The 16,316-nt window shown below is 27.9% G+C and carries 11 protein-coding genes; 5 read left to right on the plus strand and 6 right to left on the minus strand.

The window, feature by feature from the left end; translation table 11 throughout:
- Nucleotides 1-171 precede the first annotated feature (171 nt).
- Both XO10_RS05240 and XO10_RS05245 read left to right on the plus strand, forming a co-directional pair.
- Nucleotides 172-2,550, plus strand: coding sequence for a Lon protease family protein (locus XO10_RS05240; RefSeq protein WP_175421216.1), 2,379 nt, complete (start codon nucleotides 172-174; stop codon nucleotides 2,548-2,550).
- A complete protein-coding gene (locus tag XO10_RS05245) occupies nucleotides 2,538-3,467 on the plus strand; it encodes a tyrosine-type recombinase/integrase (protein WP_014296534.1) in 930 nt (309 codons plus the stop codon). The genes XO10_RS05240 and XO10_RS05245 overlap by 13 nt, the downstream gene beginning before the upstream one ends.
- Here XO10_RS05245 and XO10_RS05250 read toward each other — a convergent pair whose 3' ends face one another.
- The 5 genes from XO10_RS05250 to XO10_RS05270 all read right to left on the minus strand — a co-directional run bounded on the left by XO10_RS05250 (nucleotide 3,468) and on the right by XO10_RS05270 (nucleotide 12,992).
- Nucleotides 3,468-5,378: an HD domain-containing phosphohydrolase gene (locus tag XO10_RS05250; protein ID WP_175418280.1), complete on the minus strand. Its 1,911-nt coding sequence runs from the start codon at nucleotides 5,376-5,378 to the stop codon at nucleotides 3,468-3,470. It lies immediately after the preceding gene.
- A gap of 29 nt (nucleotides 5,379-5,407) precedes the next feature.
- Complete coding sequence (locus tag XO10_RS05255; RefSeq protein WP_014296536.1) at nucleotides 5,408-7,057, minus strand: methyl-accepting chemotaxis protein; 1,650 nt, start codon at nucleotides 7,055-7,057, stop codon at nucleotides 5,408-5,410.
- Nucleotides 7,058-7,134: 77 nt separating this feature from the next.
- Nucleotides 7,135-8,145 carry a mannose-1-phosphate guanylyltransferase gene (locus XO10_RS05260; protein WP_175421217.1) on the minus strand — a complete coding sequence of 337 codons (1,011 nt, stop codon included), beginning with the start codon at nucleotides 8,143-8,145 and terminating at the stop codon, nucleotides 7,135-7,137.
- Nucleotides 8,142-10,820: a hypothetical protein gene (locus tag XO10_RS05265; RefSeq protein WP_014296538.1), complete on the minus strand. Its 2,679-nt coding sequence runs from the start codon at nucleotides 10,818-10,820 to the stop codon at nucleotides 8,142-8,144. Before XO10_RS05265 ends, XO10_RS05260 begins: the two co-directional genes overlap by 4 nt.
- 54 nt (nucleotides 10,821-10,874) lie before the next feature.
- The gene (locus XO10_RS05270) at nucleotides 10,875-12,992 is read right to left on the minus strand and encodes a hypothetical protein (protein ID WP_014296539.1); all 2,118 of its coding nucleotides are present in this window, start codon (nucleotides 12,990-12,992) and stop codon (nucleotides 10,875-10,877) included.
- Between the two features lie 231 nt (nucleotides 12,993-13,223).
- Here XO10_RS05270 and XO10_RS05275 point away from each other — a divergent pair, with 231 nt between their 5' ends.
- Nucleotides 13,224-13,880 (plus strand): HAD family phosphatase, encoded by a 657-nt coding sequence (locus XO10_RS05275; RefSeq protein WP_014296540.1) that lies wholly within the window; start codon nucleotides 13,224-13,226, stop codon nucleotides 13,878-13,880.
- A gap of 32 nt (nucleotides 13,881-13,912) precedes the next feature.
- On the opposite strand, the gene XO10_RS05280 is transcribed toward XO10_RS05275, so the two are convergent.
- Nucleotides 13,913-14,410: a tellurite resistance protein TehB gene (locus XO10_RS05280; protein WP_014296541.1), complete on the minus strand. Its 498-nt coding sequence runs from the start codon at nucleotides 14,408-14,410 to the stop codon at nucleotides 13,913-13,915.
- 116 nt (nucleotides 14,411-14,526) lie between these two features.
- On the opposite strand from XO10_RS05280, the gene XO10_RS05285 reads away from it, so the two are divergent.
- Both XO10_RS05285 and alr read left to right on the plus strand, forming a co-directional pair.
- Nucleotides 14,527-15,144, plus strand: coding sequence for a YigZ family protein (locus XO10_RS05285; RefSeq protein ID WP_014296542.1), 618 nt, complete (start codon nucleotides 14,527-14,529; stop codon nucleotides 15,142-15,144).
- Nucleotides 15,145-15,208: 64 nt separating this feature from the next.
- Nucleotides 15,209-16,309 (plus strand): alanine racemase, encoded by a 1,101-nt coding sequence (gene alr / locus XO10_RS05290; protein ID WP_175418284.1) that lies wholly within the window; start codon nucleotides 15,209-15,211, stop codon nucleotides 16,307-16,309.
- The last annotated feature ends 7 nt before the right edge of the window (nucleotides 16,310-16,316 follow it).

A 16,316-nucleotide genomic window follows, 5' to 3' on the forward strand; every position in this document is an offset into this window, starting at 1 on the left:
GAAACCTGTTTCATGAAAAATATACATCTTGTTTCACATTTTGTTTCATGAGCGATTAAATGGAAATATTAAAAAAAATCTTATGAGTTTAGATGTTTTTAAAAAAACATTCAAGTTTTTAACATTGCAATGTATGATATAATTAATATATACTGTGATGGGGGTGTGAAAATGTTATTAAAGTATGATGATTTCAAAATTAAGATGCCTCAATTAAACTTTGAAAATACAGAAAATATCCAATCAATTACAGAATATATTGGACAAAAAAGAGCATATGATTCAATGATTCTTGGAATTGAAATAGAGGAAAAAACGCATAATATATTTATTACAGGTCCTGTAAATACGGGAAGAAGAACATTTGCAAGAAATGTGCTTACAAAATATTCCTTGAATAAGAAAACACCAAATGATTATATATATGTATATAATTTTAAAGATCCTATGAAACCAAAGGCTATTTCTCTTAAATCTGGTGAGGCCATAATCTTTAAAAAGAAACTTAAAGAGACCATAGAAATATCCTTCGAAGCTCTAAAAAAGGGAATAGAAGGTGAGGATTTTTCTGAAAAAAGAACCCAACTCGAGGATGAATATTTGAAAGCAAGAAAAAGTGTATGGGATGACTTGAAAAAAGAGGTTGAAAAGTTAGGATTTAAACTACAATTTACAACTAATGGAGCCATGACTATACCTGTTTATGATGGGAAAGAAGTTACAGACGAAGAATATGACAAACTTCCAGAAGATGTAAGAAATAGTTTTGAGGAAAAGACACCTATATTAAGGCAATTAATGGAAAAAGCTATGATTAAGATTACCGAATACGATAAGAAATATAGGGAACAATTAAGGAATCTGGAAAAGTATTGGGCATTATTTACCATTTCAGGTATTTTTGAAGATCTCATTAATGAATACTCAACAAACTCGGATGTTATAGAATTCCTTAATGAGATAAAAAACGATATTGCAGAGAATTTTCAAGATATTTTATCAAGCGATGAGTCTATAACAAATTATTATAAGAAAAAATATTCAGTAAATGTCATAATAGATAATTCATCAATTAAAGGGGCTCCAGTAATTGAAGCCAATGATCCAGCATATTCTTCTTTAATTGGAAAAATAGAGTATTTTTCTCATATGGGAATGTTAAAGACGGATTTTACAATGATAAAACCTGGATTATTACATAAGGCAAATGGAGGTTATCTTATTTTAGATGCAGAAAAGGTAATGAGAAGTCCATACGTTTGGGAAGCTTTAAAAAATGCTTTGATGAATAATGAAATAAAAATAGAAAATCTTGAAGGTAAAATGGGATTAAGTGTTGTTCATACTTTAGAACCAGATCCTATTCCTCTTAATGTAAAAGTTATTCTCGTTGGAGAAGAATGGATGTATGAAGTGTTATACCAGTATGATCCAGATTTCAAGAAACTTTTTAATGTAAAGGTTGCATTTGACACAGAAATCGAATTAAATAAAGAAAATGCAGAATATTTTGCAGGTTTTGTAAAAAATATTGTGAAGCAACATGAATTAAAGGATTTTACAAAAGGCGCTGTTGAAGAATTACTAAAATATTCATGCAGGATAAATGAAAGAAACGATAGATTTTCCGCAAAGTTTGGTGTTTTAAAGAATATTATACTTGAAGCAAATTATATTTCTGATAGATATAGCGATACAATTCCGTATGTTGATAGAAATGCAGTAATTAAAGCTATACAAAAACATGAAAATATGTTTTCATTGTATAGAGACAAGATTTTTGATTCAATAAAAGATGGACAGCTTATTATTGATACAGAAGGTGAAAAGATTGGTCAAATAAATGGATTAACTGTTGTTGATTTTGATACGTATTCTTTTGGTGTTCCTGTAAAGATTACAGGAAATGTTTCTTCTGCAAAACAGGTAGGTGTTATTGATATTCATAGAGATGCAGATTTAAGTGGTAAGATACATAGAAAATCAACTTTTATTATAGAAAATTATTTTTATTCTAAATATAATCTTGATGAACATATGGTGTTTTCTGGTTCTATTAGTTTTGAACAGACATATTCCATGCTCGAAGGAGATAGTGCATCACTTGCTGAAATACTCGTTTTACTTTCAGCGATTTCCAAAATCCCGTTGAAACAGTATATTGCAGTAACAGGTTCCATAGACCAACATGGGAATATACAACCTGTAGGTGGAATAATAGAAAAGGTGGAAGGATTTTATTACACCTGTAAACTAAAGGGTTTAAAAGGTAATGAAGGGGTTATTATTCCTCATCAAAATATTAAAAATCTTGTTTTAAACAATGAAATAGAAGAAGATATTAAAAAGGGTAAATTTAGAATATATGCAGTAAAAAATGTTGATGAAGCTATTGAAATAATGACAGAATATACCGCAGGAAAATTAAATGAAAATGGTGAATTTGAGGAAAATTCATTTAATTGGCATATTATAAAAAGGATAAAGGAATTGAGAAAGATAGAAGATGAAAAATCACATAAGAAGAGGTTCTGGCTATGGGGGAAATAGAGAGAAAGGAAATAAATAAATTTGACGAGATATTGCTTGAATTCCTAGAAGAACTCGATGATGTTACCGAGGATACAAAAAAGCAATATACAAAATCAATAAAATATTTTCTGGATTATTTGAGAAAACACAATATTCCAAAGCCTACACCCAGGACTGTAAAGTCCTGGAAGGCTTATTTATTAAGGGAAAAAAGTCCTTATACTGTAAATTTGTATCTTTCTGGTATACGCCGTTTTTTTGCATTTCTCGAAGATAAAGGGTTATATAAAAATATTGCTAAAAATGTAAAAGGGGCTAAAAGACCTTTTGGGCATCAAAAGGATATCTTAACCGATGAAGAGATACGAGAAATCTTTGATGCTATAGATACGTCAACGCTTAAAGGAAAACGCGATATGGCTATTATAAAAATGATGGCATACACAGGGTTGAGGGTTTATTCTCTTACGCAAATTCGAATTAAAGATATGGTTAAGAGAAATAATAAAGTGTTATTGCATTATAAATCCAAAGGACACGTTAGCAGAGACTCTGTTATTGCATTGCATAAGGAAGTATATGAAAGTATAAATGACTATTTAAAAGAAAGAAAGAAGGTCAAGAAGTATAGACCTTCTGACCCTCTTTTTATTTCATTATCAAGAAACTCCTTTGGTAAAGCTCTTACAGAAAGAGCTATACAACTGATTATAGATGGATATTTTGATGAATTGGGATTAAAGGAATTTAGAGGAAACAAAAAACTTTCTGCCCATTCCTTTAGACATACTGTTATTACAAAGGTTGCTCTTAACTATGGAATAGAAGCAGCAAGACAAATCGCCGGTCATAAAAATATTTCTACTACACAAATCTATTATCACGAAGCTACATCTGTAGCTCTTGATGCAGATGAAATGATAGATTTTGAATAATTAAATTTCTCCTTCTTTCCACAATTGTATAAATACCTTTACTATTTCTGGCGAAAATTGTTTTCCTGCATTTTCTTCAATTTCTTTTATAGCTATTTCAATATCAAGCGGATTTCTATAAGACCTTCTTGAACGCATGGCATCCCATGCATCTGCAACAGATATTATCTGAGACATTATTGGTATTGCTTCACCCTTTAATCCATCAGGATATCCCTTACCATCCCATCTTTCATGATGATGTCTAATTGCTATTGCAATTTCGCTAAGGCTTTCTGATTTTATTAAAGCGTTATATCCATATTCTGGATGTTTCTTTATATATTCATACTCTTCTTCTGTTAATCGGGATTTTTTATTTAATATTTCAATAGGTATTAAAAGTTTCCCAATATCATGCAGCAATCCTGCCCAATAAATCTTTTTTATAAACGGTTTCCCAAATCCCATTTTTTCTGCAATTTTTTTGGATAATTCTGCTACGTTTTTTGAATGATTTTTCGTATATTCATCATGCAATTCAAGGAAAGAAATAAGAGATTTAATAATATCTTCTCTAAATCTTTCTTCAATATCAGCTTCATTTTTTATCTTAAAGAATGTAGTTGCAAGAATTTTAAATGATTCTATTAACTCATTGAGACTTTCTGTATTAATTTCATCTTTTTTGAAATAAAGGGTTATTATATATGAAAGATTGATATTTAAATTAATTGGTATATCCAACGAATAAACTTCATTTTTGTTAATATTGTTTATCTGTAATCCTTTTTCAAATATTGTTTTTTCTTCATCATTTTCTATTTTTAATATTCTTCCATGGACTATTCCTGGAAAAACAAAATCGAGTATCTTAAAAAGTTCTTTGAGATAATTATCCTCCGATGTATATTCTTCTCTTCCAAGATCTGATATAGCTTTGATAATTAATTTTAAAGAGTTTTGTAGCTTTTCGTTATGAAGATAAAGTTCTTCCAGCTCTTCATTTTGCGATGAGATCTCCTCATTTAATGATTGTAATTCTTCATTTTTTTTCTGTAATTCAAGATTTAACTTCCTCAGTAACATTGTACGTCTTTCTACCAGTTTTAAAAGAACTAAATGGTTTATTATTAAAAATACTATAATCAACATTGAAAATAAAATAAATATTTTTAGCCATCTTGGAACAACCGGTTCATCTTGCACATATAGATATTTATTTATTACTTCATAATATTTAGAATCTGTATCTTCCTTTAATTTTTTTAATTCTGTATCAATGAGATTGGCTATATATTCTTTTTCCGGATAATCCTTTCTAAAAGCTATCATTACCTTTACAGGGAAAAATATTATATCTGTTGGCGAAAGATTGTATTTTTCCGCATTTGTTAATCCAAAAGCTCTGTTAACCACTCCGGCATCTATCTGAGATTTTGATAACGCCTTAAAAATATCCTCATATGTATTAAATTCAACATATGATACATCTATATCAAAATTTTTAAGCAACTCTTTTAATCCCTTTTCTTTATCTTCGTAAAAGATATCACCTTTTAAAACGCCTATTTTTTTATTTTTTAAATCAAACATATTATGTATATTAGAATTATGATTTGTATAAACTACAGCCCAATCCGAAATAAAGGATTCCTTATTAAAATAAAAATGCTTAGCCCGTTCTGCCGAATAGGCAATACAGGCTATAGCATCTATTTCACCATTATTCAATTTTTTTAAAAGATTTGAAAACGTATCCATTTCATAATTATGTTTAACATTATTTTGAGTAAGGATATAATCAATTAGCTCTGGAAATATCCCCGTTTCTTTATCTATTATTTTTGGCGGATTATGATAAATCCCTATGGTTAATCCAAAAGATATTAGATTTATTAATAGGAATATATACAATAAAAGCCTCTTCATTCTTCACCATCCAATTCATTGTAATTTTATCAATTCAATTTAAATTGATTCACTATGTCCATTAACCTATCAGCAAGCTTTGTCATACTATTTGCTTCTGAGGTAACATTTTCTATGTTTGCCATTTGTTCTTCAATTGAGGCATTTATTTCCTGAGTAGAAGCATTTATATTTGTTGTCATTTCTGACAATTCTGTCATTGCTGTAGCTATTTCATCAACAGCAGCTGTTTGTTCCTGAACACCTGCTGCAATACCTTCAAGTTTTTCTGTTATTTCTTTTATAGCACTTAATATCTCTTTTAGATTTTCTCCTGCTTCATTTGATAATTGAGAACCTTCTGCAACCTTTTCATTTACAGTTTTTGAAACATCTAACGCATCATTTGAAACATTGATTATTCCATTTACAACCTCTTTTATTTCATCTGCAGCCTTTCTACTTTCTTCTGCCAATACTCTAATTTCATCAGCAACAACTGCAAAACCCTTTCCTGCTTCTCCAGCTCTTGCAGCTTCAATTGCGGCATTTAATGCAAGAAGATTTGTTTGTTCTGCAATATTTGAAACGGTGTCTACAAAATCATTAATCATCGTAGCGCTGTCATTAAATTCTCTTACTACTTTATCAATTTCTTTAGATATCTCTGTTATTTCAGCCATTTTATCTATAGCTTGTTTAACAGTTTTTCCCGCATTTTCTGCGCGTTCTGTTGATACATGACCAAATTTTGCTGCTTCTGTGGCACTATCTGCAATTAACTTAGTAGCAGAAGAAATTTCTTCAACTGAAGCTGTTGTTTCCTGAATTGACGCTGTAGAATTTTCCATCTCTGTAGCTATATTATTTACAGCAATTGTGATTTCCTGCAATGCTTCACTTGATAAATTCATAGCATTTACTATCTCTTTCATTGATTCTGTAAGTGATGTACTTTCCTGTTTTAACTGTATCATGTCTTTTTTCAATTGATCATGCATAGATCTAAATATTTCAATTAATCTTCCAAATTCACCTTTATCTTTAATTTTTGGAATTTCAACTGTATAATCCTTTCTGGATAATTTTTCGGCATAATTCATTAATATTTTCAATGGTGTCAATATTGATTGTATTATAATGAATGCCAATCCTGCTCCAAAAATCAAAGACAATACAACTAAAGTTATTCCTATTTGCTTGGCTTTGCTAAGAGAGTTAGCATTCTCTGATGTTATCTTATCTACATCACTTTCTATAGCTTTTTGAAAATTGGAAAAGCTTTCAATTACTTTATTACCAATCTCTTTAAATTCAGAAATTCTTGAAAGTAATTCTTCTTTAGAATTAATAGAATTCAAAAATGATGCATATTCATTTAGTTCTTTTAATAAACTTTCCTTTAATGTTGAATCTGTTTTAATGTTTTTTAATTGCGAAATTAATGAATTTATTTCTTTTTTAGCTGTATTAAAAGCTGTTTCGTCATTAAACGCCAGATATTCTGCAAGTAATTTTCTTACTTCCATAAACTGTGTAGAATAATGCCCGATTTCCTTCATTGACTTTACATAATTTTCTGCAAGATTCTTTTCGTTACTATCAATTACTGAAAATGAATAATTGCTCACCATAAATAATACAAATTGAGAGAATAACAATATTAATACCAGTAACCATATTTTTGAACGCAACTTCATAATTCATCCCCTCCTTTGAGCATATATACATTTTATATTTATATTATATCATACTTTTAGTTATAAAAAGGACAGGATTAAAACCTGTCCTTTTCTCTAAGCTGTTTTACTATATCTCTAATTTTATTTATTTCCGTTTCTTTAGATATTAACAAACCATTTTCTGTATCAATTACTATTATATTTTCCAAACCTACAATACCTACATTTTTATTGGATTTTACAAATACATTTTTGCTATTTACAAGATATACATTATCCTTATTATCTGAATATCCTTCCATTTCACGAACTGAAACCCAATTCCCCACATCTGACCATTCAAATTCCGCTTTTACTGTATATACATTTTTTGATTTTTCCATTAGAGCATAATCTATACTTATCTTTTCAAGTTTCGGATATTTTTCTTTTATCTCATCTATATTATACGGATTTACATCCTTTAAGACTTCAAAGGTTTTGTGATGGTTCAACTCCATTTCTTTTATAAACACACTCTTCTTCCAGATAAACATTCCACTATTCCAGAAATAATTTCCTTTTTTGAGATATTCTACAGCTGTATTGAAATTAGGTTTTTCTTTAAAAGATGAAACCTTCATTACTTTATCTTCCAGCAATTCTCCTGACTCTATATATCCGTATCCTGTTTCTGGTCTTGTTGGCATTATTCCAAGGGTTATTAGACCATTATATTCTTCAGCTGCTTTCACTGCTAAATCCACTGTTTTCCAGAACTTTTCTTTATCCGGAATATAATGATCTGCTGGAAGTATAAAAACAACTTCATTTTCATCTGCAACAAGTGTTCCTAAAAAACATGCTGGTGCTGTATTTTTAGCAATTGGTTCAAGTATAACATTTTTTTCTGGAATTTCAGGTAATTCTTTTATTGTCTGTTCTTTATACTTTTCACCTGTTACAACAAATATATCTTCTGGGGATAATTTAAATTGTAATCTTTCAAATGTTTCTCTAATTAAGGATTTTTCCGAAAATATTTTTAAAAATTGCTTTGGTTTTTTAGACGTACTTAATGGCCAGAATCTTTCTCCTGAACCACCTGCAAGAATTATTGCTTTCACTGATTTGCCTCCTTCTCCATTATTACTTTTCCCCTCTGGAATATTTTTCCTCTTTCATCTATCCAACTTTTTTCTTTATTCCCATCAAATACATTTTTTATTTCTGTATTTTTTAAATATATATTATTTATCCCTTCAATATATATATCATATTCATTTTGCAAAAATGTTGAATTTAATATGAAGAATTTTTCTTCTAATGTATTGTCAAATACAAAAACTGCTCTTTTTGAATTTCTAAATTCTGAATTTTCAATATTTAAAGGCGTTTTATATATGTCCAATGAAACTATATTGTTTATAAAATCTGTATTTATCACAGAGATTTTCATATCTTTATATGATTTTATTGATTTAAAATTATCCTTAAACATAGATTGTATAATACTTATATTTGAATTAAATGATTTTATTGCATATTTGCTATTAATAAAATCTGTAAACTTAATCAATAATTGAGAATCATGAATTTCTATATCTGCTTTTTTGGAATCAGCAATAGATAAGTTATAAAGATATACATTTGAATTGTATATATTAAAACCAACTTCATTATCAAAAAGCAGCGAATTTTTAAATTCTATTTTTGTGTTAATTATATCAAGACCCTTTTTATTTTCTGAAATTAATATATTATATAATAACCCTGTTGAAAGACCTTTTGAATATATTCCTGTAATACAATTTTTTATTGAAATATTATATAATTCAAATTTATCTGTTGTTGGGAAAATACCAATATTTGCATTATATATATCTACATTTTTTAATTCTGAGCTTTTCAGTATCACTCCTTCAAATTTACTGGATAATGCGTTAAATATCACCTTACTTTTTATGGTTTTGAAATTAAGATTTTTTATAGTGACTTTTTTATCTGGAAATAAATATATTTTTACAATGCCATCTATTATTGTATTATTTAATTCAATATCATTTCTAAATATATATGGAGATTGACTTTCTAAAAGTGTTTGTGGAACGGTTGTATATATTTTTTTGTGATACATAAACTTATCTTTTAATTTTATAGAAATTTCTTTTGTTTTGATGTTTTTAAATTCCCTCCATATAATCATTGTCGCAGAATTAGTTAATTCTTGAGGTGATATATTTACAATATATTTATATCCTTCAAATTTTCCGGTATATATATTGTTTTGAGTAATTATTTTATAATTATTATCTTTTGAATAATTTTTAAGAGTTATTTCAAATTGTCCTATTCCAATATTTTTTATTGATTTTATTATAGGCGTTGATGGTGGAATTGTTTTTGAATATATTGTTTTTTGATGTTGTTTATCTATATATACAACAAAATGATATTCTTTTTCAGGAGAAAAATTAGAAAAGGTTATATTGCTTATTTTATTTAAATTAAAAAGAGAGATTATATTATTCTCATTATCCTTTATCACTAATTTTGGATTTTCTGATATTCCAATTTTTTCAACCTTTATCTGGATAAAATTATTTTCATCTATAACCTTATATTCCGGGTACAAATCCAGATTAATACTTAATGGTTTTGATTTATTATTAAATTTATCTATAGCTATTAGTGTTGCAACTGTTGATTCTGTTTCAAATTCAAAATTATTTGTGTTAAATGTATATGTACTTTCATCTGTAAACAACATATAATGAGCATCTTCATTAGTTACAAGATTAAGTTCATATATATTATTTGCATACTTTATCTTATAATCTGAAATTTTCGGAGGTACAGTATCGACATAAACCTCTACCATCCAGAATACATTTTCTAAAAGCTCTATTTTTAGTTTATTTTTCCCTTCCTTCAATAAATCTGGCGAAAATTCCTTGCCATTTATATATATTTTCTTATACGGAAAATCAAAAGATAATTTTTTTGTATTTATATAATTATTTATTTCTGGTAATTCGGGCTTTACTATATTGTATTGCTCACCTTTATATCCACCAGAAAATACAGGAATTATTGTATATTTTATACTTTTAGATGTAGTAATATCTTTAAATGTTGTATTTTCAATAGTTTCAAAAAAATCTCCATTTTTGTATATTTCAAATTTAATAGGTTTTAATTCATTATATTCAAGATTAAATGAAACTATTGTAAAATTATCGATATTTATTTCATGAGAAATTATCTTTGAAATTGGCGCAGAAATCTTAAAATTTTTGGAATATGCTGAATTCCCTGAAAAAATCGCCTCAGCATTCAATATTCCACTTGCATATGGTGAAATATATAATGAAAAATTTGATAATGTAGTTGTATATTCCTTATTATCAAATGAAATCTTCCAGAAATCCGGTTGATAATATTTATATGAAAATTCCAGGGATAATCTGTCAACATCGCTTCGATATAATTCTATATGAAAATCCGATTTCGGTAATACAATATTTTTTTCAATACGCTTGAAGTTAAAATAAGGAATTTCTATATAAAAATTTTTAATAATCTTTCCCTTAAAATATATCTCCCCATTATACTTTCCTGGCAATAAATTCATCTCCATCTTCTTTGACGAAGTTAAATATTTATCATTAACTTTTACCTTTAAATCTTCCACATTAATAAATCCAGGAAATTCAAGGGATATAATAACTTTTGAAGGCTTAAATAAAAGCCCTATTATTAAAATTAATACCAAAAAAACTATAATGATAGTTTTTTTCATATTTTACCTCCAGGAAAAAAAGGAGCCGAAGCTCCTTTAATTTAAATTTAAAAGTTATATTTCTTCGGCAATTATATATACAATTTCAAGTTGTTTTTCACCTTTTTTATCCTTCTTTACAGAAACCTGGAACCATAACAATAAGTCTCTTAAATATTCTTTTGAATCATTTAAGAATAAGTCTTTACCCTTGCCATTTATCTTTCCGCTTTTAATTGTTCCGTCTTTATATTTAACATATACAATTGCATCATCTGCATATTTAAATGGTTCTACAAATTTCTGGGTAAATAATCTATGTGTTGCCGGTTCAAACGAAACTAACTTTCCACCATAAAATGTCCAGAAGAAAATATTCATATCTTCAGGTCTTTGGATAAATTTTTCTTCTACAATGTCAAGAGTTATTCTTGCATCTGGAACAAAATAGGCTTTATCGGAAATTTTCATATCATTTAATTTATCTTTCACTTCATTCCAATAATCCAGAAAATCTGTATTTTCTGTATAATCAACCTTTTCATAACCATATTGATAGTATTCAAGAAAGTCTTTAAGTGATTTAAATGTTGCATAATCGCGTTTAACGTTTAATCTATCTTTAGTAAAGTAATATGCTATATTTCCATTTATATAATCATTTTTAATTACTTTATTTCTATAAATATAATCAACTTCTGTATTAAACATTACACCTATTCCAGCTGGAACCTTTGAAGCATTAACCTCTTTGAACAATACTTTATATTTTTCAGGAATACCTTCAAACCCATATTCTGCCAATTTTTTCATCATTTCTATTGTATCAACATTTACTGTATACCATTTAATTTTGAAGGAATCTGGATTGGCAATTTTAAATTTATTTGTCAATTTTAAAGTCACAGGAAGCTTTTCATTTTTTCTGGTTGGTTTAAAAACATGAGAGATATTTTTAATCCATATTTCATTTCCATTTTTTTCAATTGTACCAAAACTTGAAAACTCAAATTTTTTACTATTATTATCAACAGTAGCAAGAGACTTATATCTTAGCGCAAAGTCTTTTCCATCAAATATTTCTTTCTTATCCCATTTTAGCCTTTTGCTTACATATGTATTTTCTGCAATATTTTCAACATAGAATTTTTTATGCAAATAAATCTTTGAATTATCCAATGTAATTATTTCATTGCCATTATCTATATTAAACTTTATTATATCATTTGAAAGATTATATGGCTCAAGTATTTTAATTTTTCCGCTATTTGGTTTTAATGGTTCAAATAATGCATATTCCCCTTCTAATGATTTTTTAGGAAGATAAGAAATCATGTTATTATACGTTCTTACAGGTATTTTTGCATTATCCGGTATTTTAACTGGAGCCTGTGTAAATAAATATGAAACCATTGTATAAAAATATGCTCTTGAAACAAGGGTATATGCATCTATCTTAGTTGTTTGATCAAAATATTTTATTAAAGGAACTATTTTTCCTTTATCATTTGTTAAGAAGTATTTTTCAAAAACTGTTAAATATCCTGCTTCAGCCGGTGATTGTATTCCTGTATATACACTTAATCTTCTATTTAACTCTTCTGCGTATGTCACGAGATTTTTAGATGAAGTCATGGGAATATACGGACCAAAGCTCCAATTATTTTCAAGGGCTTTTAACGTAAATATCTTAACAAAATATTTTATCATATCCAACTTTGTTATAGTATTTAATGGGTTTATAGAATCAAATAATGGTACTCCAAGCTTTTTTATAAAATAATTATTCATATATTCCATATATCCAAAATCTCTTGAAAAATCGTATCCATCATTAACATATAATTTCTCCAATTTTGATTTTACATCTTCAAAGGTTGGAGAGGATAATGGAAAATCCTTTAAAATTTCATCTTCAACGCCAAAAATTCTTGCTGCTACCACTGCAACTTCAACTTCTCTAACGGCATCTTCAGGATAAAAATTATATGAAAATCTTGAATCAAGCATTTTAAAATTAGTTTCAGAATCTATATTTTCGTATATAACCGTTTTTAAAGCATCTCTTACAAAATTTTGATAATCTTTTATTGAATCATCAATATTAAAAAACAAAAGTGGTTGTTTTGGTGAATTCACAGCTAAAACCAACACACTTAACATAAGCAATGCTAAAACAAAAATCTTCTTCATACAGGTCCCTCCTTGAATATTTTTATGTCAGAAATAATATCGTCTAAATTATATCATAATATTACAATTCGAACAAATTTTTTTCAAATTTTATATAAAATACGAATAATTTATCACTTGATATATTAATTTAAAGTTAAATGAAGGTGTCTTTTTTTACAAAAAAGCGATTGTTATATGTTTTTTTTTATGATATAATACTACTATAATATTTTCATTCAGGAGGCGTATATGAAGAAGTATGTAGCTTTTTTTGATCTCGATAAAACCATTCTTGATACTTACAGTCCAAAACTATATTATAAATATGAAATAAAGCATGGAAAATTCCCATTATGGAAATACTATAAAATGGGAATTTATACTATATTCTATAAAATGGGAATTGAAATAAAAGATATGGAAACAATGGTTAAGGAAATGGCTATGAAATATAAAGGACAAAATGCCGAAGAAGCTTTTAGTTTCGCAAGACAATGGTTTGAAGAAGATGGCAAATATCACATAAGAGAAAGCATAAAAGAAGAAATAGAATTTCATAGATCAAATGGCGCTTATCTTTCTTTAATTTCTGCTTCACCAGACTCTCTTGTGGCACCTTTTGCAGAATATTTGAAATTTGACGATATGATCTGTACAAAAACTATTGTTGAAAATGGTATTATTACCGGAGAAATAGGAACATATATGTATGAAAAAAATAAGGTTATAGAAGCTAAAAAATTATGCGAAAAAAACGGCTTTGATATTAAAGATGCATATTTCTACAGTGATTCCATTTCCGATTTACCGCTTTTGGAAACAGTGGGAAATCCTATATGTGTTAATCCTGATCTTAGATTAAAATGGATTGCTAAAAAACGAGGTTGGAGAATTATATATAAATAAAAAAAATCGGGCATTTTTATTGCCCGATTTTTTTACCAGATATTCAATCTAAATCCCTGAATATCTTCGTCTGTACTTTCAAATTCCTCATCTTCTATTCTTTTATATTCCCAGTCAAATAAGGTAAAGTAAATTTTCCCTTCTTTACATTCTGTAAATACAGAAGGTAAAGTATCTTCTTCATCTTCTTCACTCATTGCCTCAACGATGAATGAATATGCGTTTGCATCTGTAATTTCTGCTATATCTTTCAATAATTTCACAGCATTATCAAATTCCAGATCACTTTCAAATGAAAACGGAAATGGGATTGGAACATCCATTGCATTAATATCATAATCTTCAAGCATTTCCTTTAAATCTTCTGCATAATCATAATCATATTCTCCAACCTTCTCAATAACCTTTTTAGTTGTTTCTTCATTTAATGATGTCCATAACATCACTGTAGGATGAATATGATCTCCATGAAATATTCCATCTTTTGCACCTTCTATTGCTGCTTCATGATAATTTTTACATTCTGCCATAATAACACCTCATATCTCCTGAATTTTCTACGTTTTGATTATAACACTCTTTTTTTAATTTTTTATAAAATTAATAATAGGTTTATGATATAATAAAATCGAATTTTTATAGCGAGGTGATTGAAATTTACTATTCAATATTAAAACCTGTTGAAGTATCCATTAAAATAAAACGTTCTGAATTTATTGGAAATATTAAAAAAGTTAATTCCGAAGAAGAAGCAAAAGCATTTATAAAAGAAATATCTTCAAAATATAAAAATGCCACACACAATTGCTGGGCATACAAAATTTCTGAAAATAAATTCAATTATTCCGATGATGGAGAACCATCTGGAACAGCAGGAAAACCAATATTTGGAAAAATAGAAAAATTTAACCTTTCAAATGTTGCTATTGTTGTGACCAGATATTTTGGTGGAGTAAAATTAGGAGTTCGTGGTTTAATTGATGCATATTCTGAAACAGCTGAGAAGGTTATAATTGAATCAAAAATAGCAAAATATATAGATTTAAAAATATATAATGTAATCACTGATTATTCTAAATACGCAGAAATAGAAAGATTATTAAAAAGATTAAATGGCTGGAAAATAATAAATAATACATTTACAGATAAAGTATCTTTTGAAATAGCCATTGAAGAAGAATATGAAAAAGATATTGTTTCTATATTATCCCAAAAAGGTGAGATCAATTATTTAAGAATAGAAGAAGTTGGTAAAGAAGTATGATATAATTCAATTTGAAAGGCAATTCATATTATACAAAATATATATATAAGATTGGGGGAATATTATGTTTGATAGAGGCACATACACAGAGATTAATATTTCCAATTATTTGTACAACATAGATTTAATTGAAAAAAAAGCTGGAACAAAAGCAATACCGGTATTAAAAGCTAACGCTTACGGACACGGGGCTATTCCTCTTGCAAAGGCATTGGTTAAAAGAGGAGTTGATATGATAGCTGTAGCCTTTTTAGGAGAAGGAATAGAAATTAGAAAAAGTGGTGTTAATATACCAACACTTGTATTCAATTATGTTAAACCTGAATATATAAAAGAAAATATGGAAAATTTCATCTATACACTTGGCTCCATTGAACAGCTCAATGGACTTATTGAATATTTTGGAAGCGATATTAAAAAAATTGATTTTCATATAAATATAAATACAGGCATGAACAGAATGGGTTTTAAAAGAGAAGAAATAGACTTTCTCATTAAACAAATTAAAAAATATGATTTGAATATAAAGGGGATTTATTCCCATTTTGCAACAGCAGATGCGCTTGATGAATTTGTAAAAGAACAATATTATAATTTTATTTCCGCTGTAGATTATATTGAAGATAATGGAATAGAATTGCCAATAAAACATATATGTAATTCAGCCGCAGCTCTATTCTTTCCGGAATTTGCACATGACTATGTAAGACCAGGAATTGCAACATACGGATTACAACCTTCAGATATAGAAAAAGAGGAGGGATTAAAACCTGTATTATCCTGGAAAAGTGTTGTTGCAAAAAGAGGTGTTTTAAAAGCTGGAGAAAGTGTAAGTTATGGCAGAACATATTTTGCAAAACAGGATATACCAATAGCCACAATACCTGTTGGATATGCTGACGGATATTTTAGGCAACTTTCAAACAAGGGATATGTATTGATTCATGGAAAAAAATGTAATATAATAGGGAGAGTCTGTATGGATCAATTTGTTGTAGAAACAACAAATGTAGAAAATATAAACCTTGGCGATGAAGTTATTTTAATAGGAGAACAAAACGGAAACAAAATCACAGCTGAAGAGCTGGGAAACTTAGCTGAAACTATAAATTACGATATTACTTCAAAAATAACCTGGAGAGTACCAAGGGTATATATAGACTAGGAGGAAA

The sequence above is a fragment of the Marinitoga sp. 1135 genome, assembly GCF_013363245.1.
GTDB lineage: Bacteria > Thermotogota > Thermotogae > Petrotogales > Petrotogaceae > Marinitoga > Marinitoga piezophila.

Excerpts from the sequence above, each read along its gene's own strand:
- XO10_RS05240 (WP_175421216.1), top strand. The coding sequence starts at position 172 with ATGTTATTAAAGTATGATGATTTCAAAATTAAGATGCCTCAATTAAAC.
- XO10_RS05245 (WP_014296534.1), top strand. The coding sequence starts at position 2,538 with ATGGGGGAAATAGAGAGAAAGGAAATAAATAAATTTGACGAGATATTG.
- XO10_RS05250 (WP_175418280.1), bottom strand. The coding sequence starts at position 5,378 with ATGAAGAGGCTTTTATTGTATATATTCCTATTAATAAATCTAATATCT.
- XO10_RS05255 (WP_014296536.1), bottom strand. The coding sequence starts at position 7,057 with ATGAAGTTGCGTTCAAAAATATGGTTACTGGTATTAATATTGTTATTC.
- XO10_RS05265 (WP_014296538.1), bottom strand. The coding sequence starts at position 10,820 with ATGAAAAAAACTATCATTATAGTTTTTTTGGTATTAATTTTAATAATA.
- XO10_RS05270 (WP_014296539.1), bottom strand. The coding sequence starts at position 12,992 with ATGAAGAAGATTTTTGTTTTAGCATTGCTTATGTTAAGTGTGTTGGTT.
- XO10_RS05275 (WP_014296540.1), top strand. The coding sequence starts at position 13,224 with ATGAAGAAGTATGTAGCTTTTTTTGATCTCGATAAAACCATTCTTGAT.
- XO10_RS05280 (WP_014296541.1), bottom strand. The coding sequence starts at position 14,410 with ATGGCAGAATGTAAAAATTATCATGAAGCAGCAATAGAAGGTGCAAAA.
- alr (WP_175418284.1), top strand. The coding sequence starts at position 15,209 with ATGTTTGATAGAGGCACATACACAGAGATTAATATTTCCAATTATTTG.